Consider the following 26,178-nt stretch of genomic DNA (forward strand, 5'->3'; position numbering starts at 1 on the left):
CCTTTGTATCGCGTAATTCTCGTTGCAGACGTGCGATTTCTTTTGCTTCATCACTTGCGTAATTGCCTGAACCACGAGTAGGAACAGTTCCTTCATGTTCCTTTGCTGATTTCATCCAAGTCTTTAGTGCTGATTCACTAATTCCAAGATTTTCAGCACACTTACGAAGCGCAATCTCAGGATGCTCCAACCGATATCTTACTGCATCTTCCTTAAACTCTTGTGAATACCTTGTACCTCTTGCCATAACCATTCTCCTCTCTTGATCTATGACTATCATATAATATTTATTGAAAATGGTCATGTTTATTTTGTACTATTTATATTCTAACATCAATGAGCTGAAAGTTATATTTGAAAAAATTCAGCAGACGATTACTCAGAATATTGATATTGCTGGTGCTGAAATTAAGGATGTGATTGATCCGCGATTTGTAATCGTGAAAGATGGCGAGTCCGTAACCAATGAAATGATAAAAAATGCCGGAGGTTCAATAAATTTAGGAGATGGTGGAGTGGTTTCCGTAGATGAAAGTACCGGAAACCAAGTTGTAAAATGGACGAATCAAACTATTCCAAATGCTGAAAAAGGTACATGGAGTAGAACCATTACCGTAAGAGCCAAAGACGAATACATCGGTGGCAACAATGTTCCTACCAATGTTTCACCGGATTCCAAGATTACTACAGGATACGGAGAAGCCGTTTTACCACAGCCAAAGGTTAATGTAAAATCGGATTTGTTTGTTAACAATAAAGAAACAACTATTTTCTATGGTGATACTGTCCCGACGACTGAAGACATTATAAATGCGTTGTTTAATAAAAATGCACCGCAGGGACGTGTAAAACAGTTAGATGGCACAGAAAACTTAGTAACCTATACAATAGGAGCTGATGGAAAACCAATTAATCCAGATGAGTTTGAATTAAAATGGTATGAAGATGAGAACTGTACAACAGAAATCTCGAAAGAAAATATGGCGAAAGTTAAACCTGAGCCAGATTCTAAAACGTATTATCTGAAGGTAACTTATGAAAACGACGGGTTAAAAGAAGTTACAGACGAAAATAAAAATAATACTAATGAAAAGATTTCTGGAAATGGTGATGGTACATTGAAAGCTCATAATTCCCAGGATAATAAGGAACGGGAATATGGAGTTTATACTATTCACATTATCGCCGGACAGATTCAGATTACCAAGGAACTGGAATCTATAGCAAAAGAGGCTGTAACGTTTACCTTTGATGTTAAGAAAGGTAAAGACAAGATCGCAACAGCGACGGCTAGAATTGAAGCGGGTCGAGCTGAGGCAACAATAACATTTGCACTTGAGAAAAATGCAGATGCACAGATTAATACAGATATGCCTGCATTGACGAAGTTAGCAAGAGGTGAATACACTGTCTCTGAGGTATCAAATTCAAGCTACACTCTGAAATCCGCAACTGTTGGTGTGGCGACAAATTGTAAATCTGAAGTTACAAACAGTAATGAAATTAAATTTACAATCGGAACAGACACACATAGTACAGAAGTTCTGAAAAATGGAAATGCGGATACAACAAACGGACAAATTGGAGTAGCTGAGTTTACCAATGAGATATCTGTAGCAAATGTAGAACTTGAAAAAGTTGATAAGGCAGATCATAGTATAACTATAAAAGGTGCTAAATTTGCGTTATATGAAGCAGATGGAAACTGGGGCAAGGTTTCTAAGAATCCTGTTGAGGGATATGAAGGAATCGTTTCCGGAAATAATGGAAAAATCGAAATGAAGAATCTTCCAGTTGGTAATTATCTGTTATATGAAACAGAAGCGGCAACCGGTTATACCTGTCCGACAGAGCCATGGAGAATTATAGTTGGAAGTGGCGGAACAGTAACAGTTCAAGACAGTAACGGAAGTGCTATTGCTAGTAAGAGTGGAAGTGAACCGGCAATCTACCAGCTCGAAAACGCGAAGGTATATTCCTTACCAGAATCCGGTGGACCGGGAACATATGGATTTACAATCAGTGGTGTAGCGATTCTTGCAACTGCACTCCTGTTGTTTATAAATAATAAACGAAGGGAGGAAGAAGCAAAGAGATCGTAACACATTAATTGTAAATGGCCGATGAAGGGCGAAAAAGAAAAATGCAGAGAAAGAAAGGAGCAAACCTTATGAAAAATTTATTTAAAAAGATTGGTGCATTATTAGTGGCAGCGATTATGGTACTGTCTATGTGCACAGCGGTATTTGCAGAGGGATCTACTGCAGAAATTAGAATTAAGAATGCAGGAACGAATGCTAGATTTGATTATTTACAGGTTATAGTACCTGATACTCAGAAAGAGACAGGATGGGCATTTGCAACACCTGCTATCGAAGCAAAATATAAAACAGCTTTTACTGAGCAGGATGATCAGACTATTATCAAGAAAATGATTGTATTAGAGAGTGCTAATACAAAATATGAAGGTAAGGTACCGAAAGCAACGACTTCGCAGATTGAAAATGCATTAGAAGCAGTTCTGGGCGATTCCAGTATCATGGATACTGCAACAAAAGCAGCAGCTGCACCGATTACAGTAACGAGTGCTGGTGTGTATGCAATCAAAGGTACAGAAGATGGATATGCATACAGTGCAATGGCTGCATATATTGCATTTGGAGAGTATAATATTACAACAGGTGCTCCGAGCAAGTTAGAAGATAAAGAGATTGAAGCAAAGAAAACACCTACTAAAATTGAAAAAACATCAGATGATTCTGATAAAGTTGTAGAAATTGGACGTCAGGACAGGAACAGTTCCGTATCTTCCGAGTACTCAGGAGAGATTTTATAAAATTAAGGATACAATTGAAGGTGCTAGCTACAATGTAGAAACAGAGGGTGCGCATAAGAATGAGTTAAAGGTAGCAGTAAAAATTGGTGACACTTCTTATGAGAGATATGTAAGTGTAAGTAAAGATGGTAGTTCTTTTGAATTGGATTTGAGTGAATTTGTGACTACTAATGTTAATGCAAATAAGACAATTACTATTACTTATGGAGCTACTGTTACAGACACTAAAGTAGGAAATACAGTTGTAGCAGGAGATGGAAAAAATTGGAGCAAACCAAATTATGGTTCTAAAACAGAAGAGCTTTTCACAGGTCGTATCAGTATAAACAAAACAGGTGAGAGCAACGAGCCTCTTGAAGGTGCCGGATTTAAGGTTTACAAAGAAGAAACTGAAGGTAATGTAACAGTCAAAAGATATGCTAAATTTAATAATAATAAATTAGCAGGTTGGACAACTAATGAAGCAGATGCAACAGAAATTACGACTGATGCTAATGGAACTGCAACCATCTATGGCTTAGATCTTGGAACTTATAAATTTAAAGAGGTTACAGCGCCAAGTGGATATAGTATTAATACTAATGATGTATTTGGAACGATTGCTCTGCGGACAGGCATAGAAAAAGCAAAATCTGAAGATGATATTGTGCCAGGAAATACTTCTATGAGCGATACAAAACTCAACTCCCTTCCATCCACAGGTGGCATGGGAACATACCTCTTCACTATCATCGGTGTTGTAGTTATGGCTGGCGCTGCTGGTGCTTTCTTCATCAGCCGCAGAAAAGGATCTGAGGAGTAATCGTTTGATTGCCGGATCGATTCAATTCAAAAATTATTTATAAGCAACGACAAAGCAAGTATTAAAATAAAGTAGTAAATCTTTTACCGCCCGGCCCCTTCGGGGGCCGGAATGGTAATACAACAGTATGGAGAAACCTATGAGAAAGAATAAGAAGAAAAATTATATTGGACTTGGTTTGCTGTTTCTGATAGGGTTGTCCATACTGCTGTATCCAATGGTCAGTGATGCCTGGAACCGGTATAGGGACAGCCTGCTGATCAGTAATTATAGCAGCAGTGTTTCTTCGGATGATAATTCGGAGAAGATTGACAGCATGTGGAAGGCAGCGCAGGAGTATAATGAACAGATCAAGCAGGAAAGTGTGCCGGATGCTTTTTCCGTGAGGGATGGACAGACGGACAGTACATATGAGTCTCTTCTGAACCTGAATGGTGATGGAATGATGGGGTATGTGGAGATTCCTGTGATCGATGTGAGCATTCCAATCTATCATTACACGACAGATGAGTCTCTGGAGAAGGGTGCCGGTCATTTGTTTGGCAGCAGTCTTCCGGTTGGCGGCAAGAGTACCCATTGTATTTTGTCGGCACACAGAGGACTTCCAAGTGCGAAACTTTTTACAGATCTGAATCTTGTGGAAGAGGGAGATGTTTTTTACCTGCATGTGCTGGGTAAGACGCTTGCCTACGAGGTGGATCAGATTCTTACCGTTCTTCCGGAGCAGACAGAGTCTCTGGGTATCACGGATGGGGATGATTATGTAACGCTGGTTACGTGTACGCCTTATGCGGTGAATACGCACAGACTTCTGGTGAGGGGACACAGAGTTCCGATGAAGGCTGCGAAGGCGGTTCAGAAAACAGAGAAGAAGGTTACCGGAATCACCAATCCGACGCTTCCGATGCTTGCTCTCTGTGTTGTGATCGGAATTGTGATCGCGGTGATCCTGGTTGCCGGTATCAATTCTGCTCAGAACAAAAAACGACGCAGGAAATAGTTTATGGCTAAAAAGAAAAGAAAGAAAAAGAGTAATGTTGTCCTGAACATCATTATTGCCCTGGTGTTTCTGGCGGGGGCGGGTGTGTTCCTTTATCCTACGATCAGTGATATGTGGAACCAGTATCGAAATGCCCAGTTGGTCAGTAAGTACGAGGAAGCGGTAACGGAGCTTTCGGACAACGACTATGACAGGCTGTGGAAAGAGGCGAAGGAGTATAATGCCGAGCATCCGGTGAATGCCATTGTAGATGCTTTTGAGGAAGAGGATACTTATGAGCTGAGTCATCCTTATGACAGGGTTCTGGATCCGAACGGTGATGGTCTGATGGGGAGTATCGAGATCCCGAAGATCAAAGCCAGACTGGCGATCTATCACGGACTGAGCAAAACGGTTCTGGAAAAGGGTGTCGGTCATGTGGAGGGTACCAGCCTTCCTATCGGAGGCAAGAGCACCCATGCGGTTCTGGCGGCGCATCGAGGTCTTCCTAACGCAAAGCTTTTTACAGATCTGGATCAGATGGAAAAGGGAGATATTTTTATCCTGCACATTCTTGGCAAGCATCTGGCCTACAAGGTGGATCAGATCAAGACGGTGCTTCCGGATGAGACCAGTGACCTGGATATTATCGAGGGTGAAGATCATGTGACTCTGATCACGTGTACCCCTTATGGAGTTAACACCCACAGGCTTCTTGTCCGGGGAGTGCGGACGAAATATGTGGTGGAAGATACAAAGAATGACGAAACGATACCGCAGAAGCTTGCTGTTGTGGATCCGAAGAGGGTTCTGGCCGGCGGCGCTGCAGTGCTTGTTGTTCTGATCCTGCTGATTTATCTGATCGTCCGTCATAGGGACAAAAAACGGAAAAAGAAGCAGCTTTCAGAAAGGAAAGAGGAGGCAGAGAGCGATGAAAAATAGAAGAAAGCAAGGGAAAATATTCCGGAGCCTTCTGGCTGTTCTGATGCTGACGGCTATGCTGGTCACGAGTGTTTTGCAGCCGGTTTTCGCCGGGGATTATGTAGCTGGAACAATGGGTAATCTGACGTTGACAGTTCAGCAGGCGGATGAGGAGGGAAACCAGACTCCGTTGCCGAATGTAGGGCTGACAATCTACAAGGTTGGCAGTGTGAATTTTGATGGCAATGTGCATTTCGTGCTGGATGAGGCACTGGCTGCCGCAGCAATCGATTTTGATTCCATCACGACGGCTGACGGCTGGTATGAAGCGGCAGAGAAGCTGGCGGCTATGATCGTCAGCGGAAGCGTGGATGTGTGGGGTATGTCCAAGTCCTCTGATGCAGAGGGAAATATGACTTTCGCTGATCTGGCTGAGGGTATGTACCTGGTGGTGCAGACAGATGGAAACAGCAGTGTTATGGTTTCACCGATGCTGATCTCCGTTCCTTTTGCAGATCAGGAGCAGGGCTGGATGTACGATGTACAGGCTTATCCGAAGTCTGTAAGTAATCCGCAGAAGCATACACAGATCCAGGTTACGAAGAGAATCTATAATGTTGATGAGAACGACAATGTGATTCCTCTGGAAACGAAAGAGGATGTAACTTATAATGTTGGGCTTTACCTTGATCCGGATGGAAATGCCCCTTACGGAGAAATGCAGAAAATCCATATCCAGAATGCTTCCAGTGGTACGGCTACATGGACGGATGTTCCAGATGGCACCTATTATGTATTTGAGCTGGATGAGGATGGAACGCCTCTTCAGCAGAATACGAAGATCGAGGTGGATGATGAGAATCTTTACTACTACAATGTAACGAAGCCGAATGGTGAGAGTGAAGAGAAGTCCAATCAGGTTGTGATCGGTGGAGATAGTGGTGTTACTGAGGCTGCGGCTTATGTAAATAACTATTATACAAAGATTTCCGATATATTCAGCCGTAACGGATTTATCAACATTAAGAAGAATGTGATGATCGATGGTGTTGCTTCTACTGTGGATGATACGTTCTATGCAGGTGTGTTCTCCACTGAGAGTAACGGTGAGCTGACGCTTGAGAAGGTAGTGACTCTGAAACAGAATGATAGTGTTCAGGTAATGTTGGATCTTCCAAAGGATCAGGAGATCAACAGTGTTACGTATACTGTTCTGGAGACGGATAAGGATGGAAATCCGGTTGATGATGATACCTTTAAGTATACAGTTACCGGTCAGGGTGAGGTTACACTGAATAATGATAACCGATATACTGTAACAAAGGAGATCACCAACAGTCTTTCTTCCGAGCCGACACCGATTCCGACTGCTACACCTGGAGCAAATCATGGTGGAAATGATCGGATCACTCCGATCCCGAATAATGGTACAGCGGGCGGAACTGCTCCGAACGATACCAGTGGTACAGCAAGACGTTCTGTAAAGACCGGCGATGATACACCGATCGGCGTATGGGTTGGAATCCTTGCAGCAGCGATCATTGTTGGCGGTGGTGCAGCTTATGGAGTTAAGAGAAAGAAGAAAAAATAAATAACGGATCATTTTGAAGGATGATCGATGGAAGAACCGGGCGATGTGGATGCCCGGTTCTTTTTTTGGAATATTTACGTATTGGGGATGAAAAAGCAGCGGGTGATATTTTTTCTCGAAAATTGCTCTTGACATTTTGGTATGATAAGTATATTGTATGTGTTGCAGCAAATTTCATAAAAGATAGCCTTTTATTCAGAGTGGTGGAGATACAAAGGATCTGTGAAGCCACGGCAACCCCGGAGAATCCAGGAAGGTGCCAACCTGAGCGAGCAATCGAACAATAAGAGGATTGTTTACAGAACTTAAACAGTCCGGATTGTACGGGCTGTTTTTTATGTATATAACCATTGTTTTATTACAAAAGGAGAAGATCATGGAGAAAATTTTATTTACATCTGAATCTGTAACTGAGGGTCATCCTGACAAGGTCTGCGACTCTATTTCCGATGCGATCCTTGATGCTATGATGGCACAGGATCCGATGAGCCGTGTTGCATGTGAGACTGCTACTACAACAGGTCTTGTACTTGTTATGGGCGAGATCACAACCAAGGCTAATGTTGATATCCAGAAGATCGTTCGCGATACTATCCGTGAGATCGGATATGACAATGCGGATTATGGCTTTGACGCAGATACCTGTGCGGTTATCACATCACTTGACAAGCAGTCCACAGATATCGCTATGGGTGTTGACAAGGCTCTTGAGCAGAAAGAGGACGATATGAATGAGGACGAGCTGGATTCCATCGGTGCCGGTGACCAGGGTCTTCAGTTTGGTTATGCTTCCAATGAGACTGAGGAGTATATGCCATATGCCATCAACATGGCTCACAAGCTTGCTCAGCAGCTGACAAAGGTTCGTAAGGACGGCACTCTGAAATATTTAAGACCGGATGGAAAGACTCAGGTTACTGTTGAGTATGATGAGGCCGGCAAGCCGAAGAGAATCGATGCTGTTGTATGCTCTACACAGCATGATCCGGATGTTACTCAGGAGCAGATCCATGAGGATATTAAGAAGTATGTTTTTGATGCGATCATTCCGGCTGATATGGTTGATGCGGATACGAAGTATTTCATCAATCCGACAGGTCGTTTTGTTATCGGTGGACCTCACGGTGACAGTGGTCTGACAGGTCGTAAGATCATCGTTGATACCTACGGCGGAACAGGACGTCACGGCGGCGGTGCTTTCTCCGGTAAGGACTGCACAAAGGTTGACCGTTCTGCTGCTTATGCTGCACGTTATGTTGCAAAGAACATTGTTGCAGCCGGTCTTGCTGACAAGTGTGAGATCCAGCTTTCCTATGCGATCGGTGTTGCGCATCCGACTTCTGTCAGTGTGAATACCTTCGGAACAGGTAAGCTTTCTGAGACTAAGCTTGTTGAGATCGTTCGTGAGAATTTTGATCTTCGTCCGGCTGGTATCATCAAGATGCTTGACCTTCGCCGTCCGATCTACAAGCAGACTGCTGCTTATGGTCATTTCGGCCGTACAGATGTTGATCTTCCATGGGAGCATCTGGACAAGGTTGAGACTCTGAAGAAGTATCTTTGCAACAGCTACGAATAATCGTTTCAGAAGAACAAAGAGTGAAGCCCCCGGTAGTGCCAGTACCGGGGGCTTCTTGCATGGTGAGATGGGGTTTTTTATAGAAAATTTAGAGATAGGGAATATAGTTTATGTTATAATACGTGTATGTGAATGTGTGAATTTATAAAGGACGGAGATACAGATGAAGTTAAAAACACGTATTATTGTGGGCTTCGTTGCGATCATCCTGCTGCCGCTGCTTCTTTTTTCCGCAAGTCTGTACGGGTTCAGCCAGACGCAGGCGAAGCATGTGCAGGAGAGCAGCAGCCAGGCTTCGGATTCCAGCCAGATGGTCTATGATATTTCGCTGCCGCAGTCTTCCAGCAGCCAGGTGAAGCTGATGGCCAAGGATATGATCCTGACCGCAACGATCATCCTTGTTTTTACTGCTTTGTCCGTGGGGCTGTGGATCTACAGGAGTATTGCGGTTCCGCTGGTGAAGCTTAAGAAGGCTACCAAGAACATCAAGGAGGGGAATCTGGATTTTGTGCTGGAGGTTGAGGGGAATGATGAATTTTCCCAGCTTTGCCAGGATTTTGAGGAGATGCGTAAGCGTCTGAAGGAGTCCACGGAAGAGAAGATCCTGATGGATAAGGAGAATAAGGAGCTGATCAGCAATATTTCCCATGATCTGAAGACGCCGATCACTGCGGTGAAGGGTTATGTGGAGGGGATCATGGATGGTGTGGCGGATACGCCGGAGAAGATGGACCGGTATGTGCGTACCATTTATAATAAGACCAATGAGATGGATCATCTGATCAATGAGCTGACCTTTTATTCCAAGATCGATACCAACCGTATTCCGTATACGTTCAGCAAGCTGAATGTGGAGGATTATTTTTCGGATTGTGCGGAGGAGCTTGGGCTTGAGATGGAGACCAGGGGGATCGAGCTTGTGTATGCCAATTATGTGGAGAAGGGTGTGCAGGTTATTGCGGATGGTGAGCAGATCCGCCGTGTGATCCATAATATCGTGAGTAATGCCATTAAGTATATGGAGAAGCCAAGGGGGATCATCCAGCTTCGGGTGAAGGATGTGGGTGATTTTATCCAGGTGGAGATCGAGGATAACGGCAAGGGGATTGCCGCCAAGGATCTGCCGTATATTTTTGACCGTTTTTACCGTACCGATGTTTCCAGGAATTCTTCCAAGGGAGGAAGCGGTATCGGACTTTCCATCGTAAAGAAGATCATGGAGGATCATGGTGGAAAGGTCTGGGCCACAAGCCGGCTGGGGATCGGAACGATCATGTATTTTGTTCTCAGAAAATATCAGGAGGTACCGATGAATGAGTAGGATTTTGATCATAGAGGATGAGGAAGCGATCGCGGATCTGGAGAAGGATTATCTGGAGCTTTCGGGTTTTGAGGTGGAGATCGAGAACCGTGGTGATACGGGGCTTGTACGTGCCATGAAGGAGGAGTTTGATCTGATCATCCTGGATCTGATGCTTCCGGAGGTGGATGGCTTTGATATCTGCAGGCAGGTCCGTGAGGAGAAGAATACGCCGATCATTATGGTTTCTGCCAAGAAGGATGATATCGATAAGATCCGCGGACTGGGTCTTGGTGCGGATGATTATATGACCAAGCCGTTCAGCCCAAGTGAGCTGGTTGCACGTGTGAAGGCGCATATGGAGCGTTATAACCGGCTGGTTGGTTCTAATGTGCATAAGAATGATGTGATCGAGATCCGCGGTATTAAGATCGATAAGACGGCCAGGCGTGTGTGGGTCAATGGTGAGGAGACGACGTTTACTACCAAGGAGTTTGATCTTTTGACTTTTTTGGCTGAGAATCCGAACAGGGTTTTTACAAAGGAGGAGCTTTTCCGGGAGATCTGGGATATGGAGTCTGTGGGTGATATCGCTACGGTTACGGTGCATATCAAGAAGATCCGTGAAAAGATCGAGTTTAATACGGCCAAGCCTCAGTATATTGAGACGATCTGGGGTGTGGGGTACCGGTTTAAGGTGTGAGCCTGTGGGGAAGGCTTCGGATGGAGCTGCTGCAGGTGTATGAGTGCAGATCGGAATGATGGTGTATGATCTGCCGGGTGCTTTTGAGAGGAGTGGAGATATGCCGCTGTTGAGGGAAAGAATTTATACGATAGAGGATATTTATGCTTTGCCGGAGGGTGAAAGAGCGGAACTGATCGATGGACATATTTATTATATGGCGCCGCCGAATACGATGCATCAGAGGATTTCAAGTATTTTGTCCAGAAAGATAGGTAACTATATAGATTCTAACAAGGGCAAATGTGAGGTGTTTGCCGCACCGTTTGCGGTGTATCTGGATGAGAAGACGAATACTTATGTGGAACCGGATGTTTCTGTTATCTGTGATCCGGATAAGCTGGATGACAGGGGATGTAAGGGGGCTCCGGACTGGATCATCGAGATCGTTTCTCCGGCGAGCAGGCGTATGGATTATTATACCAAGCTGTTTAAATACAGGACTGCCGGTGTGAGAGAGTACTGGATCGTGGATCCTGTGAAGAAGCTGGTAATGGTGTATGATTTTGAAAATGAGGATACGGAGCAGTATACATTTCAGGATTCGATCAAGGTGGGAATCTATGAGGAGCTGAGGATCGATTTTGCTGAGATGTGATAAAAATGGAGGGGAATATCGTCTGGTGATAGCCCCTCCTTGTTTTTGGGCAAAAAAAAATAGAACGCCGTCGCAACGCCGTCCTTACAAAAACACAAAGTGTTTTTTGATTCTGAAATTATTATATGTGCGAGATGATATTTTGTCAACCTGTTTACTGCGAAAATTTACCACGGTATACATCTGACTTAGATGCAAAAATCTGAAATATGGATAATCGTCAGTGACAGAAAAATTCGTTTCAGGTATAATGAAACTAACTATGATATTGATATGGGGAAAGTAACAGAGGTGGATTTTTTGAAAGGACGAACTATGGAAGACAGATTATACAAGAAACTGGAAGCGTACGGTAAGAGTGATTTTTATCCGTTTCATATGCCGGGGCATAAGAGGAATCCGCTGGCTGTGGAGGGGGATTTTCCGGTGGAGAGGGATATTACGGAGATTGACGGGTTTGATAACCTGCATCATGCTGAGGATATTTTGAAAAGGGCGCAGGAGGATGTCGCACGGCTTTATGGTGTGCCGGAGAGTTTTTACAGTATTAATGGAAGCTCCGGGGCGATCCTGGCGGCGGTGTCTGCGGCTGTGGATAAGGGGGGACAGATCCTGGTGGCAAGGAACTGCCATAAGGCGGTTTACCATGCGATTTATCTGCGGGAGCTGAGTGCCACGTATATTTATCCACATGAAGATCCGAAATTGGGGATAAACGGAGGGATTTCACCCGGTCGTGTGGAAATGTATCTGGCGGAAAATCCGGAGATCCAGGCGGTGCTGATCACTTCACCGACTTATGACGGCATCGTGTCGGATGTGGCTAGGATCGCGGAGATCGCGCATCGCTATGGTGTGCCGCTGATCGTGGATGAGGCTCACGGGGCGCATTTTCGGTTTTCGGATTATTTTCCGGTGTCTGCGGCGCAGCTTGGTGCGGATGTGGTGATCAACAGTGTGCATAAGACGCTGCCCTGTCTGACCCAGACGGGGGTGATCCACCTGTGCAGTGATCGTGTGAGCCGGGAAAAACTGAAGCGTTTTCTGGGAATCTATCAGAGCAGCAGTCCTTCTTATATTCTTATGGGCAGCATTGATGCGTGCATGGATAAGCTGGAGCGTGAGGGGGATGAGATGTTCCGTGTGTTTACGGAGAATCTGGAAAAAGCACGCAGGCGTCTTTCCGAGTGTAAGTATATCCGGCTGGTAACGCCGCAGGCCTGTGAGTGCCAGAGAGTTTTTGATTTTGACAGATCCAAGATATTGCTTTCTACTGTGAACAGTTCGCTGAACGGCCGGGAGCTGCACAAGATCCTCCGGAGAGAGTTTCATCTGGAAATGGAGATGGAGGCGGAGAATTATGTGCTGGCGCTGGCGGCTGTGGGTGATACGGCGGAGGGTTTTGAGAGGCTTTGTGATGCTATTGAAGAGATCGACCGCCGTGAATCGTTAAAATACAGAGAAGAGGCTGTGGAGAAGGAGCCTTTGAAAAACGGAAAAATGAAGCAGATTATGCGGATCTCCCAGGCTATGGATGCGGAGAGTGAGCGGTGTCCGCTGGATGAGTGTATCGGACGTACGTCCGGGGAGTTTGCGTATCTTTATCCGCCGGGGATCCCGCTGATCGTTCCGGGGGAACAGATTTCTGGACATTTCGTAAAAAATGTGAGAAGATACCTGGAACAGGGCTTTGAGGTCCAGGGTCTGAGCGACCAGACCAGTGAGACGGTGTGCGTTGTGAGAAATGAGATGTAACAGAGGAGACATATGGGAAAGATTTTTTACATTATGGGAAAAAGCTCTTCCGGTAAGGACAGTATTTACAGACAGCTGGAGGGGAATCAGGAGCTGGGGCTTAAGCGGCTTGTGATCTATACTACCCGTCCGATCCGGGATGGAGAGGAGAACGGAAGAGAATATTTTTTTGCAGATGAGAATAAACTGAAGGAGTTCCGAAGAAACGGGAAGCTGATCGAGGCGCGTACTTATCAGACAGTTTACGGGCCGTGGACATATTTTACTGCGGATGACGGGCAGGTGTCTGTGGGTAATGACAGCTATCTGGGGATCGGTACACTGGAGTCTTTTGTGAGGCTCCGGGAGTATTACGGCAATGAAGTGATGTGGCCGGTTTATATAGAGGTGGAAGACGGAGAGCGTCTGGAGCGTGCGCTTGCCAGGGAGAAGACCCAGGAGGTGCCGAAGTACGAGGAGATGTGCAGGCGTTTTCTTGCAGACCAGAATGATTTTTCCGAGGAAAATATTCTTAAAGCAGGTATATGGAAGCGTTTTGAGAATCATAATCTGGATGAATGTGTGAAGGAGATCGTAAATTATATAAAATCTGTACAATAAGGAAAAATAGTTTTTTTTATACAGAAGATTATGTTATAATTAGTTGAAAGATGTCCGCCGGGTATAACGGAGGGCACAAAAGGCAGAAAGAGGTGATTCTTATGGCAGGATTTCATGACATCATCGGCCATGACGATATAATCAGGCATTTGAAGAATGCGATAGAGACAGGGAAGGTATCCCACTCTTATATTTTTACAGGGGAACCGGGATCCGGCAAGAAGCTTCTTGCGGGGACTTTTGCGGCAGCGCTGCAGTGTGAATCGGGAGAGTCTGAACCGTGTATGACTTGTGATTCCTGTAAGAAGGTGATCGGCAAGAATCATCCGGATATCATTACAGTAACTCATGAGAAGCCTGGAAGCATCAGCATTGACGAGGTGCGTGACCAGGTTGTGCGTGATGTGGATATCAAGCCGTACTGCAGTCCGTATAAGATCTATATCATTCCGGATGCGGAGATGATGACGGTGCAGGCGCAGAATGCCATTTTGAAAACTATCGAGGAACCGCCGGAATATGCGGTGATCATGCTGCTGACAAGCAATATCGACAGTCTTCTTCCTACGATCCGTTCCAGATGTGTGCGTCTGGATCTGAAGGTGGTGGATGACAGTCTTGTGAAGGAATATCTGATGGAGCATCTTCAGGTGCCGGATTATCAGGCTGAGATCGATGCGTCTTATGCGCAGGGCAGTATCGGCAAGGCGAAGGAGGCTGCGACTTCTCAGGAGTTTGCAGATATGACTGCCAATGCCCTGAAGATTTTGAAATATGCCAATTCCATGGAGGTTTATGAGCTGACAGAGGCGATCAAGACTTTGACTGCTGATAAGAATAATATCAATGATTATCTGGATATTTTCCAGTTCTGGTTCCGCGATGTTCTGATGTTTAAGGCAACAAGGGAAATTGACAACCTGGTTTTTAAACAGGAGATTAATTTTATCAGAGAGCAGGCCAGCGAGCGTTCTTATGAGAATATCGAAAAAATCCTTGAGGCACTGGAGAAGACGAAGGTGCGTCTCCGTGCCAATGTTAATCTCGAACTTGCCCTGGAGCTCCTGTTCCTGACAATTAGGGAGAAATAGAATGGAAAAGGTAGTTGGAGTCAGATTTCGTAATGTTGGTAAGATTTATTATTTTAATCCTAAGAATTATAAGGTGAAGGTCGGCGATCATGTGATCGTGGAGACTGCCCGTGGTGTGGAGTATGGCCGTGTTGTCCTGGAGCCGCGCAGCGTGAAGGAGGACGAGGTGGTCCATCCGCTGAAGGAGGTTCTCCGTGTTGCAACGAAGGAGGACGAGGATCATGAGGCTGAGAACCGCCAGAAGGAGAAAGAGGCTTTTAAGATCTGTAAGAAGAAGATCCGTGAGCATGAGCTTGATATGAAGCTGATCGATGCGGAGTATACCTTTGATAATAACAAGGTGCTGTTTTATTTTACAGCGGATGGCCGTATTGATTTCCGGCAGCTGGTTAAGGATCTGGCGTCTGTGTTTAAGACCAGGATCGAGCTTCGTCAGATCGGTGTCCGTGATGAGACGAAGATCCTTGGCGGTATTGGTATCTGTGGAAGGACGCTTTGCTGTCATACGTATCTTTCGGAGTTTGCGCCGGTTTCCATCAAGATGGCGAAGGAGCAGAATCTTTCTCTGAACCAGACGAAGATTTCTGGTGTCTGTGGTCGTCTGATGTGCTGTCTGAAGAATGAGCAGGAGACTTATGAGGAGCTGAACCGGAATCTTCCGGGTATCGGTGATATGGTAACGACGCCGCAGGGTGTTTCGGGTACGGTCCAGAGTGTGAATGTTCTCCGGCAGATGGTTAAGATCGTGGTTGAGGTGAATGACGAGAAGGAGATCCAGGAGTTTCCGGTCCGTGATCTGAGGTTCCGCCCTAAGAGAAAAAAGGGTAAGGGTGGTTCTGCTGACCACGAGGAGAAAGAGGTTAAAAAGGGAGATTCGAAGCCGAATGAGAAGTGATCTGGTTTATTGCGGTGAGCGTGTGGATGATCTTCAGAATGGGTTGTTTGTGATCCAGGATCCGAAGAAGTTTTGCTTTGGGATGGATGCGGTTCTGTTGTCTGGCTTTGCCCGGGTGAAGAGGGGTGAGGTTGCGCTGGATATGGGGACCGGTACGGGGATCATTCCGATCTTGCTTTCGGATCGTACGGATGGGGAGCATTTCACGGGGCTGGAGATCCAGCATGAGTGTGCGGAGATGGCTGACCGTAGTGTGAGGTATAATGGTCTTGAGGACAGGGTTCGGATCGTTGAGGGTGATATCAGGGAGGCTGCCGGGATTTTTGGGGCGGCTTCTTTTGATGTGGTGACGTGTAATCCGCCGTATATGATCGGGCAGCATGGGTTGACGAATCCGCATCTTCCGAAGGCGATCGCGAGGCATGAGATTTTGTGTTCGTTTGATGATGTGGCTTGTCAGGCTGCCCGGGTCCTGAAGGACCGGGGGCGGTTTTTTCTGGTGCACAGGCCGTTTCGGTTGGTGGAGCTGATGGCGACTTTGACGAAGTATAAGCTGGAGCCTAAGAGGATGCAGCTGGTGTATCCTTTTATTGATAAGGAGCCGAATATGGTGTTGATCGAGGCTTGTAAGGGCGGGAATTCCAGGATTCGGGTTGAGCGGCCGCTGGTGGTTTATGAGCGGCCTGGGGTTTATACGGAGGATGTTTTGGAGTTGTATCGGATGGTGTGAATGTTGTGATGTTGTGGCTTAGGGTGGCTGCCTGGTTGGTTGTTTGTTTGGTTGGTTGTGAGAGATTGGGTGGCTGCTCGGGAGGGGTTGGGCCATCGGCGCTGCGCTGGATGGCTGAGTGGTAGTGGTGGCTGTGGTACTTCGGTTGGTGAAGGGACGGCGAGGGGAGGCAGGCTGCTGGTGGTGACACGCTGCGCCCCCTGCTCGGCTGCGGCGCCGGTTTGCTGCCATTCGCGCAAACTCGCTTCGCTCAAACAGTGCGCTCGGTGGCAGCAGCTATCCTCACCTCGCTGACGGGGGCTCCGCTAACGTCACCACCAGCAGCCTGCCTCCCCTCGCCTGAGATTCAAAGCGAGAGATCGCAACGCGTAGCGCACTGAGTATCGAAGAATACAGACACCTTGCCAGAAGTGAATCACTGAGAAAGTGAAGAAATGAAATAATATCGGCATAGCGTAGCACATTGAATATCGAAGCATACGGGCACCTTGCCGGAAGTGAACCACTGAGAAAGTGAAGAAATGAAATAATATCGGCACAGCGTAGCATATTGAATATCGAAGCATACGGGCACTTTGCCAGAAGCGAACCACAGAGAAAGTGAAGAAATAAAACAACATCGGCACAGCGTAGTGCGCTGAATACCGAAGCATACAGACACAAGTCAACAAATAAGAACAACGAATCCCTTGCACTACTTAAAAAAAGCCCAAGGGGTGTGCAGAGGGGGCGCGGCTTTGCGGCCCCTTTGCGGTTTTCAAAGTTCCCAAACTTAAACAAACCCCCGCGGTCAAGCGGAATATCCCCCGCGGTCAAGCGAAACAACTCCCCCACGGCCAAGTGGAAAACAACTCCCCGCGGTCAAGCGAGAAAAGAGGAAAATATGAAACAAAACGGAAAACTATACTTATGCGCCACCCCCATAGGAAACCTCGAAGACATCACCCTTCGAGTACTAAGAACCCTTCGGGAAGTGGACTTAATCGCTGCGGAGGATACCCGCAACAGCATAAAACTTCTGAATCATTTTGATATAAAAACCCCCATGACCAGCTACCACGAATACAATAAGATCGATAAGGGCCATGTCCTCGTGGAAAAGCTGCTGGCGGGTACAAACATTGCGTTGATCACAGATGCAGGTACTCCGGGTATCTCAGACCCCGGGGAGGAGCTTGCCGCCATGTGCTATGAAGCCGGAATTGAAGTGACTTCACTTCCGGGTCCTGCTGCCTGCATCACTGCTCTGACTTTGTCAGGCCTGCATACCAGGCGTTTTGCTTTCGAGGCTTTTCTTCCGGCGGATAAGAAAGAACGAAAAACGATCCTGGAGGAGCTTTCCTGTGAAACCAGGACTATTATCCTGTATGAGGCACCTCACAGGCTTGTACGGACTCTTGGTGAGCTCAGAGAGGCGCTTGGTAACCGCCGGATGACTCTTTGCAGAGAGCTGACCAAGAAGCATGAGACGGCATTCCGGACTACGATCGATGATCTGATGGATTTTTATAAAGATGAGAAGCCGCTGGGTGAGTGTGTTCTTGTGATCGAGGGCAGGAGCCGCAGTGAGATGGAGGCGGAGAAGCGTGCTTCCTGGGAGGAGATTTCCATTGCGGAGCATGTGGCGATGTATGAGCAGCAGGGGAATTCCAGGAAGGATGCCATGAAGCTTGCTGCCAAGGATCGTGGTGTTTCCAAGCGGGATATTTATAAGGCGCTTCTGGATGGAGAAGATTCTGCTGAATGATCAGGTGTAATTGTGGTACGGATCGTAGGTAACGTGATCGTGGATGATTGAATAAGCTGCATACTGTGACCAAGGATTTTTGGGAACGTATGTGGCTTTTTTTTGTGGTAATAAAAAGTACTGTGCGGATTTTGTCGAAATGATTTGCTTGCAGTATAGACCATATTGTGCTGTATTTTGAGATTGCATTTAATAAGATACTTTTTTGCCTGTATTTCCTATGATTTTGCGTGGAAATACAGGCTTTTTTGTGCTATAATAAACTCTGTATTCGTATGTAAAAAATATTTATTTTACAGGTATAAATGACACTTCCGGAGCGGGTTTGAGAATTGCTTTCTGCAAAATGAAAATACAGTATTTCCTGAAATTAAAAGATCAGTTTATCTTGCTCAGGATTTGATGTAATGATTTTTGAAGCTGCTATGGTTCTGCAGAAATGAATTTTCAAACACGTCCGGACGACAAGAACAGGAGGAATGACATGGGCGCAGAGAATACAGAATACGGCGCGGATCAGATCCAGATCCTGGAAGGACTGGAAGCCGTACGTAAGAGGCCTGGAATGTATATCGGAAGTACCTCCAGCCGTGGACTTCATCATCTCGTATATGAGATCGTGGATAACGCAGTCGATGAAGCACTGGCTGGTTTTTGTACAGAGATCCATGTAGATATCAATCCGGATAATTCCATTACAGTTACAGATAATGGTCGTGGTATTCCGGTTGGTATCAATCATAAGGCTGGTATTCCGGCAGTTGAGGTTGTATTTACCATTCTTCACGCAGGCGGTAAGTTCGGCGGTGGAGGATATAAGGTTTCCGGTGGTCTTCACGGTGTTGGTGCATCTGTTGTAAATGCACTTTCCGAATGGCTGGAGGTTACCATCTACCGAGAGGGTAAGGAATACAAACAGAGATATGAGCGTGGCAAAACTATGTACCCGCTGAAGGTGGTAGGTGACTGTGATCCGGGGCTTTCCGGTACGAAGGTTTATTTCCTTCCGGACAAGGAGATCTTTGAGGAGACTGTTTATGATTATGATATCCTGAAACAGAGACTTCGTGAGATGGCTTTCCTGACTAAGGGTCTTCGTATCGTTCTGGAGGATAAGAGAGAGGGTCAGGAGCGCGAGAAGGTATTCCACTATGAGGGTGGTATCCGTGAGTTTGTAAGCTACCTGAACAGAAGCAAGGAGGCTCTTTACCCGGAGATCATTTACTGTGAGGGTGAGAAGGACGGCGTGTCTGTAGAGGTTGCGCTGCAGCATAATGACTCCTATACAGAGAACACCTATGGCTTTGTAAACAATATCAATACACCGGAGGGCGGTACACACATTACCGGTTTCCGTAATGCGATCACCAATACATTTAATGATTATGCACGTAAGAACAAGCTTCTCAAGGACAGTGAGCCGAACTTAAGCGGTGATGATATCCGTGAGGGCCTGACTGCGATCGTCAGTGTTAAGATCGAGAATCCGCAGTTTGAGGGTCAGACCAAACAGAAGCTTGGAAACAGTGAGGCAAGAGGTGCGGTAGACAGTGTTGTAAGTAAACAGCTGGAGATTTTCCTGGAGCAGAATCCTGCAGTTGCCAAGGCTACCGTTGAGAAATCTGTTCTTGCACAGAGAGCCAGAGAGGCAGCCAGAAAGGCCCGTGACCTTACAAGAAGAAAATCCGCACTGGACAGCATGTCGCTTCCGGGAAAGCTTGCAGACTGTTCTGACAAGAATCCGGAGAACTGTGAGATCTATATCGTAGAGGGAGATTCCGCGGGCGGTTCTGCCAAGACAGCGAGAAACCGTGCCACACAGGCGATCCTTCCGCTGCGTGGTAAGATCCTGAATGTTGAGAAGGCACGTCTGGATAAAATTTACGGAAACAAAGAGATCAAGGCAATGATCACTGCCTTCGGAACTGGAATCCATGAGGATTTTGATATTTCCAAGCTTCGTTATCACAAGATCATCATTATGACCGATGCCGATGTTGACGGTGCACATATCGCAACACTGCTTCTGACCTTCCTGTATCGTTTCATGCCGGAGCTGATCAAGCAGGGATATGTATACCTGGCGCAGCCTCCTCTCTATAAAGTGGAGAAGAACAAAAAGGTATGGTATGCATATGACGATGATGAGCTGAACAATATCCTTACCGAGATCGGACGTGACGGAAACAATAAGATCCAGCGTTATAAAGGTCTGGGTGAGATGGATGCCGAGCAGCTCTGGGAGACTACTATGGACCCTGAGAAGAGAATCCTTCTCCGTGTGACCATGGACGAAGCTGCCACATCTGAGATCGATCTGACATTTACCACTCTTATGGGAGACAAGGTAGAGCCAAGACGTGAATTTATCGAAGAAAATGCAAGATTCGTTAAGAATCTTGATATCTAGGAGAATAAAGAAGAATGGAAGATAATATTTTTGACAAAGTCCACGAAGTGGATCTGGAAAAAACGATGAAGGAATCTTACATCGACTATGCCATGAGTGTTATCGCCTCACGAGCTTTGCCTGATGTAAGAGACGGTCTGAAGCCGGTACAGCGCCGAGTTCTGTACTCTATGATCGAGCTGAATAATGGTCCTGACAAGCCACACAGAAAATGTGCGCGTATTGTCGGTGATACCATGGGTAAATATCATCCGCACGGTGACAGCTCCATCTATGGTGCGCTGGTCAATATGGCTCAGGAATGGTCCACAAGATATCCGCTGGTTGACGGACATGGAAACTTTGGTTCCGTGGATGGTGACGGTGCGGCTGCCATGCGATATACAGAGGCACGTCTCAGCAAGATATCCATGGAGATGCTTGCTGACATCAACAAGGATACGGTTGATTTTCAGCCGAACTTTGATGAGACAGAGCGTGAGCCGGTTGTGCTTCCGGCACGTTTTCCGAACCTTTTGGTAAACGGTACTACAGGTATTGCGGTAGGTATGGCAACCAATATTCCGCCGCATAACCTTCGTGAAACTATCAATGCAGTTGTTAAGATCATTGATAACATTGTAGAAGAAGACAGAGAAACAGCTATGGAGGAGCTTCTTGAGATCGTAAAGGGACCGGACTTCCCTACAGGAGCGACCATCCTCGGAACGAGAGGGATCGAGGAAGCTTACCGTACCGGACGTGGCAAGATCCGTGTCCGTGCGGTGACGAATATCGAGACTTTGCCAAACGGTAAATCCCGTATCGTGGTTACCGAGCTCCCGTACCTTGTAAACAAGGCACGTCTGATCGAGAAGATCGCAGAGCTTGTCCGTGACAAAAAGATCGACGGGATCACAGACCTGAACGACCATTCCAGCCGTGAGGGTATGCGAATCTGTATTGATCTTCGTAAGGATGCCAATGCCAACGTGATCCTGAATCTGCTCTACAAGCATACACAGCTGCAGGATACTTTTGGTGTGATCATGCTTTCTCTTGTTCCAAATCATGGAAATATGGAACCGAAGGTTCTGAACCTGAAAGAGATGCTGGAGTACTATCTGGAGCATCAGGAGAATGTAGTTCGCAGAAGAACACAGTATGATCTTAATAAGGCACAGGAGAGAGCCCATATTTTGGAGGGTCTTCTGAAGGCACTTGATAATATTGACGAAGTGATCCGCATCATCCGTGGTTCCCGCAACGTACAGATCGCCAAGCAGGAGCTGATCGACCGTTTTGAGCTGACAGATGTGCAGGCACAGGCGATCGTGGATATGCGTCTCCGTGCATTGACAGGTCTGGAAAGAGAGAAGCTGGAGGCTGAGTATGCAGAGCTTATGGAGAAGATCCGCAAGTTCCAGGCAATCCTTGCTGACCGCAAGCTCCTTCTCCGGGTGATCCGTGAGGAGATCCTTGCCATTGCAGAGAAATACGGCGATGACAGAAAGACTTCCATCGGATACGATGTATATGATATCTCTACAGAGGATCTGATCCCGAGAGAAAATACAGTGATCGCAATGACAAAGCTTGGTTATATCAAGCGTATGACCGTTGACAACTTCCGCAGCCAGAACCGTGGCGGCAGAGGAATCAAGGGTATGCAGACGATTGAGGATGACTATATCGAAGAGCTTCTGATGACGACAACGCACCATTATCTCATGTTCTTTACTAATACAGGACGTGTATACAGACTGAAGGCATATGAGATCCCGGAGGCCGGTCGTACAGCTAGAGGAACTGCGATCATCAATCTTCTGCAGCTTGCACCGGGAGAAAAGATCACAGCTGTGATCCCGCTTCGTAAATATGAAGAGGGTCATTATCTGATGATGGCCACCAAGAAAGGCCTTGTGAAGAAAACTCCGATCAAGGATTACGAGAATGTCCGTAAGACAGGTCTTACAGCAATCGTTCTCCGTGATGATGACGAGCTGATCGAGGTTAAGGCTACTGATAATAACAAAGATATTATTCTTGTGACCAGGGACGGACAGTGTATCCGCTTTAAGGAAACGGATGTCCGCAGCACAGGCCGTGCGTCCATGGGAGTAAGAGGTATGAATCTTACTGACGGTGATGAAGTTGTTGCCATGCAGCTGAACACTCAGGGAGATTATCTGCTTGTAGTTTCCGAGAACGGAATGGGCAAACGTACAGCTATGAGTGAGTTCGTTGTCCAGAACCGTGGCGGTAAGGGTGTGAAGTGCTACAAGATCACCGAGAAGACCGGAAATGTTGTTGGCGCCAAGGCTGTCAACGAAGAGAACGAGATCATGATGATCACTACAGAGGGTATCATTATCCGTCTGCAGTGTGCGGATATCTCTGTTCTTGGAAGGATCACCTCCGGTGTGAAGATGATCAATCTTACAGAGGGTGTAACCGTTGCAAGTATCGCCAAGGTAAGAGATAAAGATCCGGAAGCAGATACAACTACCGAAAAAGCTGACGGAGAAACCGGCGATAACGAAGAAGGCTCTGCAGAGGAAGCTGTCACAGGCAGTGAAGAGGAATAAGGTCGAGGATAAGTCATGACGACGACAAAGAAAAAACGCAGAAAAAAATCAGTAAAGAAGCTGAAATACTCTAATAAAAAACTGAATTTTATCCACATTGCGACACTGGCGGGGATCATTCTGATCCTGCTGGTGATCGTTCTGGCGGCCAGGGGTTGCGGAAAGATCAGCCACAGAACTCCGGAGGGGGTTGTGGAAGGCTACATCAAAGCGGCAGCAGCAGGCAAGAATAAAAAGATGCAGAGCTGTTACAGTGCGGATAAGTTATCGGATGAGGCGAAAACAGAGATTTCCTCCACGATAAAATATTTTCAGGCCCATGGAGTAAAGGATGTAAATATCGACAGCTGTGGCTCCATTTCTGAAAACAAAAATTATTCTTATGTTTATATCCGCTATAATCTTGTTCTGGAGAACGAGCAGGAATATCCATGTATCAGTACCTATCTTGTAAAGGTCCAGGACAAAAAGTATTATCTGTATGCGCCTTCTGAGATTTCAGATAAGATCAGCCAGCAGGCTGCCAAGGATTATCAGAAATTTATGACTACGAAAACCTATACAGATTATACAAAGGCTTATGAGGTTTTTCTGAAAAAGAATCCGGGATACGAGGATAAGATCGCAGGGAAACTGAACGGATAAAGCAGAGGCGGGAGGATGTAAGAATGAAGCGGATTTTGCTGATGGTGCTCAGAAATATAGTCTTTGTTCCTTACTGGTGGATCAAGCTTTGCTGGTATGCAGCGCATACAGATGATTATCCGGAAGAGAAGAAATACGCATTCCTGAGACTGGTAGATGAGCATGCCATTGAAGGCGGAAATATCCATATTGATGTGCATGGAGCTGAAAATATCCCAAAAGAAAAGGGATTTATGTTTTTTCCGAATCACCAGGGACTGTTTGATGTGCTGGCGATCATCCGGGCATGCCCGGTTCCTTTTTCGGTAGTTGCCAAGAAGGAAGTTGGAGAGATTCCTTTTCTGAAGCAGGTTTTTGCCTGTATGAAGGCCTTTATCATTGACAGGGAAGACCTGAAGCAGTCCATGCAGGTCATTGTCAATGTAATACGGGAAGTGAAGGCTGGTCGTAATTATCTGATCTTTCCGGAGGGAACCAGAAGTAAAAACGGAAATCATCCGGGGCCGTTCAAGGGCGGCAGCTTCAAGACTGCCACCAAGACGAAATGCCCGATCGTTCCGGTTGCACTGATCGATTCCTTTAAGGCTTTTGATACCGGTTCTACAGAGAGGATCACCGTACAGGTGCATATCCTTCCTCCGATGTATTATGAGGAATACAAAGATATGCATACCACAGAGCTCGCAGAAGAAGTGAAGAGACGGATCGAAAAGGTGATCGAAGAGAATATTATGTAAAAAAGAAAAGACTTTGATGAAGTTGGAACAAAAACATCATCAAGGTCTTTTTTTTTGTTGTATGTTTTGTATAAAAACGAAACGTTTTATTTGTGAATTGTTGAGCATATACAACCAAAAGGTTTGATGATAACATAGAGGCATCCATACAATATAAATAAAAGATGTAAAGAGGACGAACAGATGAAAAAAGAAGAATACCTTTCTCTGATCGATGAGGTGATCGCACAGGGACCATACACGGATACCTGGGATTCTCTCTGTGAGCATCCTACGCCGAAGTGGTATGCAAGAGATAAATTCGGAATTTTTATCCACTGGGGTGTTTACAGTGTTCCGGCTTTTGGAAACGAATGGTATCCCAGAAATATGTATGTGAAAGGCTCTAAGGAGAACCTGCATCATACAGAGAAATACGGAACTCTGGATAAATTCGGCTACAAGGATTTTATTCCTCAGTTTAAGGCTGAGAAGTTTGATCCGAAGGAATGGGCGGCCTTATTTAAAGAGGCGGGGGCGAAATTCGTAGTTCCGGTAGCGGAGCATCACGATGGATTTCAGATGTATGCCAGTGACCTTTGTCGCTGGAACGCTGCTGAGATGGGACCGAAAAGAGATATTCTCGGAGAGCTGAAGACAGAGGTTGAGAAAGAGGGAATGGTTCTCGGTGCTTCTTCTCACAGAGCAGAGCATTACTGGTTCTTTAACGGAGGTCGTCAGATCCCGGAGGCTGATGTCAATGATCCGGAATATGCGGATCTTTATGGGCCGGCAGCAGGAATCACCAGAGATATGAGTGATATTTATGACAATCCTCCGACAGAGGAGCATATGCAGGACTGGCTTGTCCGCACCTGCGAGATCGTGGATAAATATCAGCCATCCATTGTGTATTTTGACTGGTGGATCCAGCAGTATGCATGGAAACCGTATCTTCGTAAATTTGCAGCATATTATTACAACCGTTCTGCACAGTGGGGAAAAGAAACAGCTATTGATGCCAAATTTGACGCATATGTTTACGGCAGCGCAGTCAATGATCTGGAAAGAGGTCAGTTAGACCATATCACGCCGGATCTGTGGCAGAATGATACGTCTGTAGCTAAGAACTCCTGGGGCTATACCATTGGAAATGATTATAAGAAGCCTTCCGATGTAGTGCTGGATCTGATCGATGTAGTCAGTAAAAATGGTGCACTTCTTCTTAATATCGGACCGAAGCCGGATGGAACAATTCCGGAAGAGGATGCATATATCCTGAGAGAAATGGGAAAATGGCTGAAGGTAAATGGAGAGGCAATATACGGAACCAGATACTGGAAGATATTCGGAGAGGGACCGACGGTAGTTCCGGAGGGACATTTCACGGATACCTATGATAAGCACTTTACTTCTGAGGATATCCGTTTTACAAGTAAGAGCAATCATATTTATGCGACTGTTCTGCACTGGCCGGAGGATGGAGAGATCCATATCAAAGCTCTTGGCAATGATATGAAGCTTTTGAAATCCACGATCCGAGATATTGAGATCCTCGGAACAGATCTGCATCCGGCATTTGCGAGAAATAAAGAACTGGATATTTCCTGCGGAAGAGGGGTTATTGAGGCGGGAGATATGCCGGTGGTATTGAAGATCACAGTAGAATAGCTG

At 46.0% G+C, this 26,178-nt stretch carries 22 protein-coding genes and 1 riboswitch; of the genes, 21 read left to right on the top strand and 1 reads right to left on the bottom strand.

Translation table 11 applies throughout. The features are described 5' to 3' along the window. Positions 1–247 (bottom strand): transposase (locus BLP57_RS13465; protein ID WP_092072393.1); only part of this gene is annotated, 247 nt, incomplete at its 3' end. Between the two features lie 64 nt (positions 248–311). On the opposite strand from BLP57_RS13465, the gene BLP57_RS13470 reads away from it, so the two are divergent. The 21 genes from BLP57_RS13470 (at position 312) to BLP57_RS13570 (ending at position 26,175) form a co-directional block, all read left to right on the top strand. Beyond that, complete coding sequence (locus BLP57_RS13470) at positions 312–2,102, top strand: SpaA isopeptide-forming pilin-related protein (RefSeq protein ID WP_139148850.1); 1,791 nt, start codon at positions 312–314, stop codon at positions 2,100–2,102. Positions 2,103–2,170: 68 nt separating this feature from the next. Further along, on the top strand, positions 2,171–2,836 hold the full coding sequence (locus BLP57_RS13475; RefSeq protein ID WP_139148851.1) for a hypothetical protein: 666 nt from the start codon (positions 2,171–2,173) through the stop codon (positions 2,834–2,836). Then, positions 2,778–3,638, top strand: coding sequence for a SpaA isopeptide-forming pilin-related protein (locus BLP57_RS13480; protein WP_092072402.1), 861 nt, complete (start codon positions 2,778–2,780; stop codon positions 3,636–3,638). Before BLP57_RS13475 ends, BLP57_RS13480 begins: the two co-directional genes overlap by 59 nt. A gap of 139 nt (positions 3,639–3,777) precedes the next feature. Next, complete coding sequence (locus BLP57_RS13485) at positions 3,778–4,638, top strand: class C sortase (RefSeq protein ID WP_044960868.1); 861 nt, start codon at positions 3,778–3,780, stop codon at positions 4,636–4,638. Positions 4,639–4,641: 3 nt separating this feature from the next. Further along, positions 4,642–5,559, top strand: coding sequence for a class C sortase (locus tag BLP57_RS13490; protein WP_092072405.1), 918 nt, complete (start codon positions 4,642–4,644; stop codon positions 5,557–5,559). Continuing rightward, positions 5,549–7,129 carry a pilin N-terminal domain-containing protein gene (locus tag BLP57_RS13495; protein ID WP_092072408.1) on the top strand — a complete coding sequence of 527 codons (1,581 nt, stop codon included), beginning with the start codon at positions 5,549–5,551 and terminating at the stop codon, positions 7,127–7,129. The genes BLP57_RS13490 and BLP57_RS13495 overlap by 11 nt, the downstream gene beginning before the upstream one ends. A gap of 188 nt (positions 7,130–7,317) precedes the next feature. Next, a riboswitch (SAM riboswitch) is annotated at positions 7,318–7,419 on the top strand. 86 nt (positions 7,420–7,505) lie between these two features. Next, positions 7,506–8,708 (top strand): methionine adenosyltransferase, encoded by a 1,203-nt coding sequence (metK, locus tag BLP57_RS13500; protein WP_022427323.1) that lies wholly within the window; start codon positions 7,506–7,508, stop codon positions 8,706–8,708. Positions 8,709–8,871: 163 nt separating this feature from the next. Further along, positions 8,872–10,029 carry a sensor histidine kinase gene (locus BLP57_RS13505; protein WP_059086499.1) on the top strand — a complete coding sequence of 386 codons (1,158 nt, stop codon included), beginning with the start codon at positions 8,872–8,874 and terminating at the stop codon, positions 10,027–10,029. After that, positions 10,022–10,711 (top strand): response regulator transcription factor, encoded by a 690-nt coding sequence (locus BLP57_RS13510; protein WP_015526575.1) that lies wholly within the window; start codon positions 10,022–10,024, stop codon positions 10,709–10,711. The genes BLP57_RS13505 and BLP57_RS13510 overlap by 8 nt, the downstream gene beginning before the upstream one ends. A 100-nt stretch (positions 10,712–10,811) precedes the next feature. Further along, positions 10,812–11,348 carry a Uma2 family endonuclease gene (locus tag BLP57_RS13515; protein ID WP_022426158.1) on the top strand — a complete coding sequence of 179 codons (537 nt, stop codon included), beginning with the start codon at positions 10,812–10,814 and terminating at the stop codon, positions 11,346–11,348. Positions 11,349–11,663: 315 nt separating this feature from the next. Beyond that, complete coding sequence (locus tag BLP57_RS13520) at positions 11,664–13,103, top strand: aminotransferase class I/II-fold pyridoxal phosphate-dependent enzyme (RefSeq protein WP_092072453.1); 1,440 nt, start codon at positions 11,664–11,666, stop codon at positions 13,101–13,103. A gap of 12 nt (positions 13,104–13,115) precedes the next feature. After that, positions 13,116–13,703 carry a guanylate kinase gene (locus BLP57_RS13525; RefSeq protein WP_092072411.1) on the top strand — a complete coding sequence of 196 codons (588 nt, stop codon included), beginning with the start codon at positions 13,116–13,118 and terminating at the stop codon, positions 13,701–13,703. A 101-nt stretch (positions 13,704–13,804) separates the two neighbouring features. Continuing rightward, on the top strand, positions 13,805–14,794 hold the full coding sequence (gene holB, locus BLP57_RS13530; protein ID WP_015526578.1) for a DNA polymerase III subunit delta': 990 nt from the start codon (positions 13,805–13,807) through the stop codon (positions 14,792–14,794). Between the two features lies 1 nt (position 14,795). Next, positions 14,796–15,689, top strand: a complete 894-nt coding sequence (locus tag BLP57_RS13535; RefSeq protein WP_015526579.1) for a PSP1 domain-containing protein — start codon at positions 14,796–14,798, stop codon at positions 15,687–15,689. Further along, entirely contained in the window at positions 15,679–16,419 is a 741-nt protein-coding gene (locus BLP57_RS13540; RefSeq protein WP_059086497.1) for a tRNA1(Val) (adenine(37)-N6)-methyltransferase, read from the top strand. Before BLP57_RS13535 ends, BLP57_RS13540 begins: the two co-directional genes overlap by 11 nt. Positions 16,420–17,302: 883 nt before the next feature. After that, complete coding sequence (gene rsmI / locus BLP57_RS13545) at positions 17,303–18,166, top strand: 16S rRNA (cytidine(1402)-2'-O)-methyltransferase (RefSeq protein WP_092072414.1); 864 nt, start codon at positions 17,303–17,305, stop codon at positions 18,164–18,166. A 484-nt stretch (positions 18,167–18,650) separates the two neighbouring features. Continuing rightward, complete coding sequence (gyrB, locus tag BLP57_RS13550; protein WP_015526581.1) at positions 18,651–20,576, top strand: DNA topoisomerase (ATP-hydrolyzing) subunit B; 1,926 nt, start codon at positions 18,651–18,653, stop codon at positions 20,574–20,576. Positions 20,577–20,590: 14 nt separating this feature from the next. Next, positions 20,591–23,143, top strand: coding sequence for a DNA gyrase subunit A (gene gyrA, locus BLP57_RS13555; protein WP_092072417.1), 2,553 nt, complete (start codon positions 20,591–20,593; stop codon positions 23,141–23,143). A gap of 15 nt (positions 23,144–23,158) precedes the next feature. After that, positions 23,159–23,788 carry a hypothetical protein gene (locus BLP57_RS13560; RefSeq protein WP_242872632.1) on the top strand — a complete coding sequence of 210 codons (630 nt, stop codon included), beginning with the start codon at positions 23,159–23,161 and terminating at the stop codon, positions 23,786–23,788. Positions 23,789–23,811: 23 nt separating this feature from the next. After that, complete coding sequence (locus BLP57_RS13565) at positions 23,812–24,525, top strand: lysophospholipid acyltransferase family protein (protein WP_021651689.1); 714 nt, start codon at positions 23,812–23,814, stop codon at positions 24,523–24,525. A 183-nt stretch (positions 24,526–24,708) separates the two neighbouring features. Next, positions 24,709–26,175, top strand: a complete 1,467-nt coding sequence (locus BLP57_RS13570) for an alpha-L-fucosidase (RefSeq protein ID WP_092072420.1) — start codon at positions 24,709–24,711, stop codon at positions 26,173–26,175. The last annotated feature ends 3 nt before the right edge of the window (positions 26,176–26,178 follow it).

Source organism: Blautia sp. SF-50, assembly GCF_900101315.1.
Classification (GTDB): domain Bacteria; phylum Bacillota; class Clostridia; order Lachnospirales; family Lachnospiraceae; genus Blautia_A; species Blautia_A fusiformis.

What these genes read in the sequence shown, in the direction of transcription:
- BLP57_RS13510 (WP_015526575.1), top strand. Translation starts at nt 10,022, where the DNA reads ATGAGTAGGATTTTGATCATAGAGGATGAGGAAGCGATCGCGGATCTG.
- holB (WP_015526578.1), top strand. Translation starts at nt 13,805, where the DNA reads ATGGCAGGATTTCATGACATCATCGGCCATGACGATATAATCAGGCAT.
- BLP57_RS13540 (WP_059086497.1), top strand. Translation starts at nt 15,679, where the DNA reads ATGAGAAGTGATCTGGTTTATTGCGGTGAGCGTGTGGATGATCTTCAG.
- BLP57_RS13525 (WP_092072411.1), top strand. Translation starts at nt 13,116, where the DNA reads ATGGGAAAGATTTTTTACATTATGGGAAAAAGCTCTTCCGGTAAGGAC.
- metK (WP_022427323.1), top strand. Translation starts at nt 7,506, where the DNA reads ATGGAGAAAATTTTATTTACATCTGAATCTGTAACTGAGGGTCATCCT.
- BLP57_RS13495 (WP_092072408.1), top strand. Translation starts at nt 5,549, where the DNA reads ATGAAAAATAGAAGAAAGCAAGGGAAAATATTCCGGAGCCTTCTGGCT.
- rsmI (WP_092072414.1), top strand. Translation starts at nt 17,303, where the DNA reads ATGAAACAAAACGGAAAACTATACTTATGCGCCACCCCCATAGGAAAC.
- BLP57_RS13475 (WP_139148851.1), top strand. Translation starts at nt 2,171, where the DNA reads ATGAAAAATTTATTTAAAAAGATTGGTGCATTATTAGTGGCAGCGATT.
- BLP57_RS13515 (WP_022426158.1), top strand. Translation starts at nt 10,812, where the DNA reads ATGCCGCTGTTGAGGGAAAGAATTTATACGATAGAGGATATTTATGCT.
- BLP57_RS13560 (WP_242872632.1), top strand. Translation starts at nt 23,159, where the DNA reads ATGACGACGACAAAGAAAAAACGCAGAAAAAAATCAGTAAAGAAGCTG.
- BLP57_RS13490 (WP_092072405.1), top strand. Translation starts at nt 4,642, where the DNA reads ATGGCTAAAAAGAAAAGAAAGAAAAAGAGTAATGTTGTCCTGAACATC.
- BLP57_RS13565 (WP_021651689.1), top strand. Translation starts at nt 23,812, where the DNA reads ATGAAGCGGATTTTGCTGATGGTGCTCAGAAATATAGTCTTTGTTCCT.
- BLP57_RS13520 (WP_092072453.1), top strand. Translation starts at nt 11,664, where the DNA reads ATGGAAGACAGATTATACAAGAAACTGGAAGCGTACGGTAAGAGTGAT.
- BLP57_RS13505 (WP_059086499.1), top strand. Translation starts at nt 8,872, where the DNA reads ATGAAGTTAAAAACACGTATTATTGTGGGCTTCGTTGCGATCATCCTG.
- BLP57_RS13485 (WP_044960868.1), top strand. Translation starts at nt 3,778, where the DNA reads ATGAGAAAGAATAAGAAGAAAAATTATATTGGACTTGGTTTGCTGTTT.
- gyrA (WP_092072417.1), top strand. Translation starts at nt 20,591, where the DNA reads ATGGAAGATAATATTTTTGACAAAGTCCACGAAGTGGATCTGGAAAAA.
- BLP57_RS13570 (WP_092072420.1), top strand. Translation starts at nt 24,709, where the DNA reads ATGAAAAAAGAAGAATACCTTTCTCTGATCGATGAGGTGATCGCACAG.
- BLP57_RS13535 (WP_015526579.1), top strand. Translation starts at nt 14,796, where the DNA reads ATGGAAAAGGTAGTTGGAGTCAGATTTCGTAATGTTGGTAAGATTTAT.
- gyrB (WP_015526581.1), top strand. Translation starts at nt 18,651, where the DNA reads ATGGGCGCAGAGAATACAGAATACGGCGCGGATCAGATCCAGATCCTG.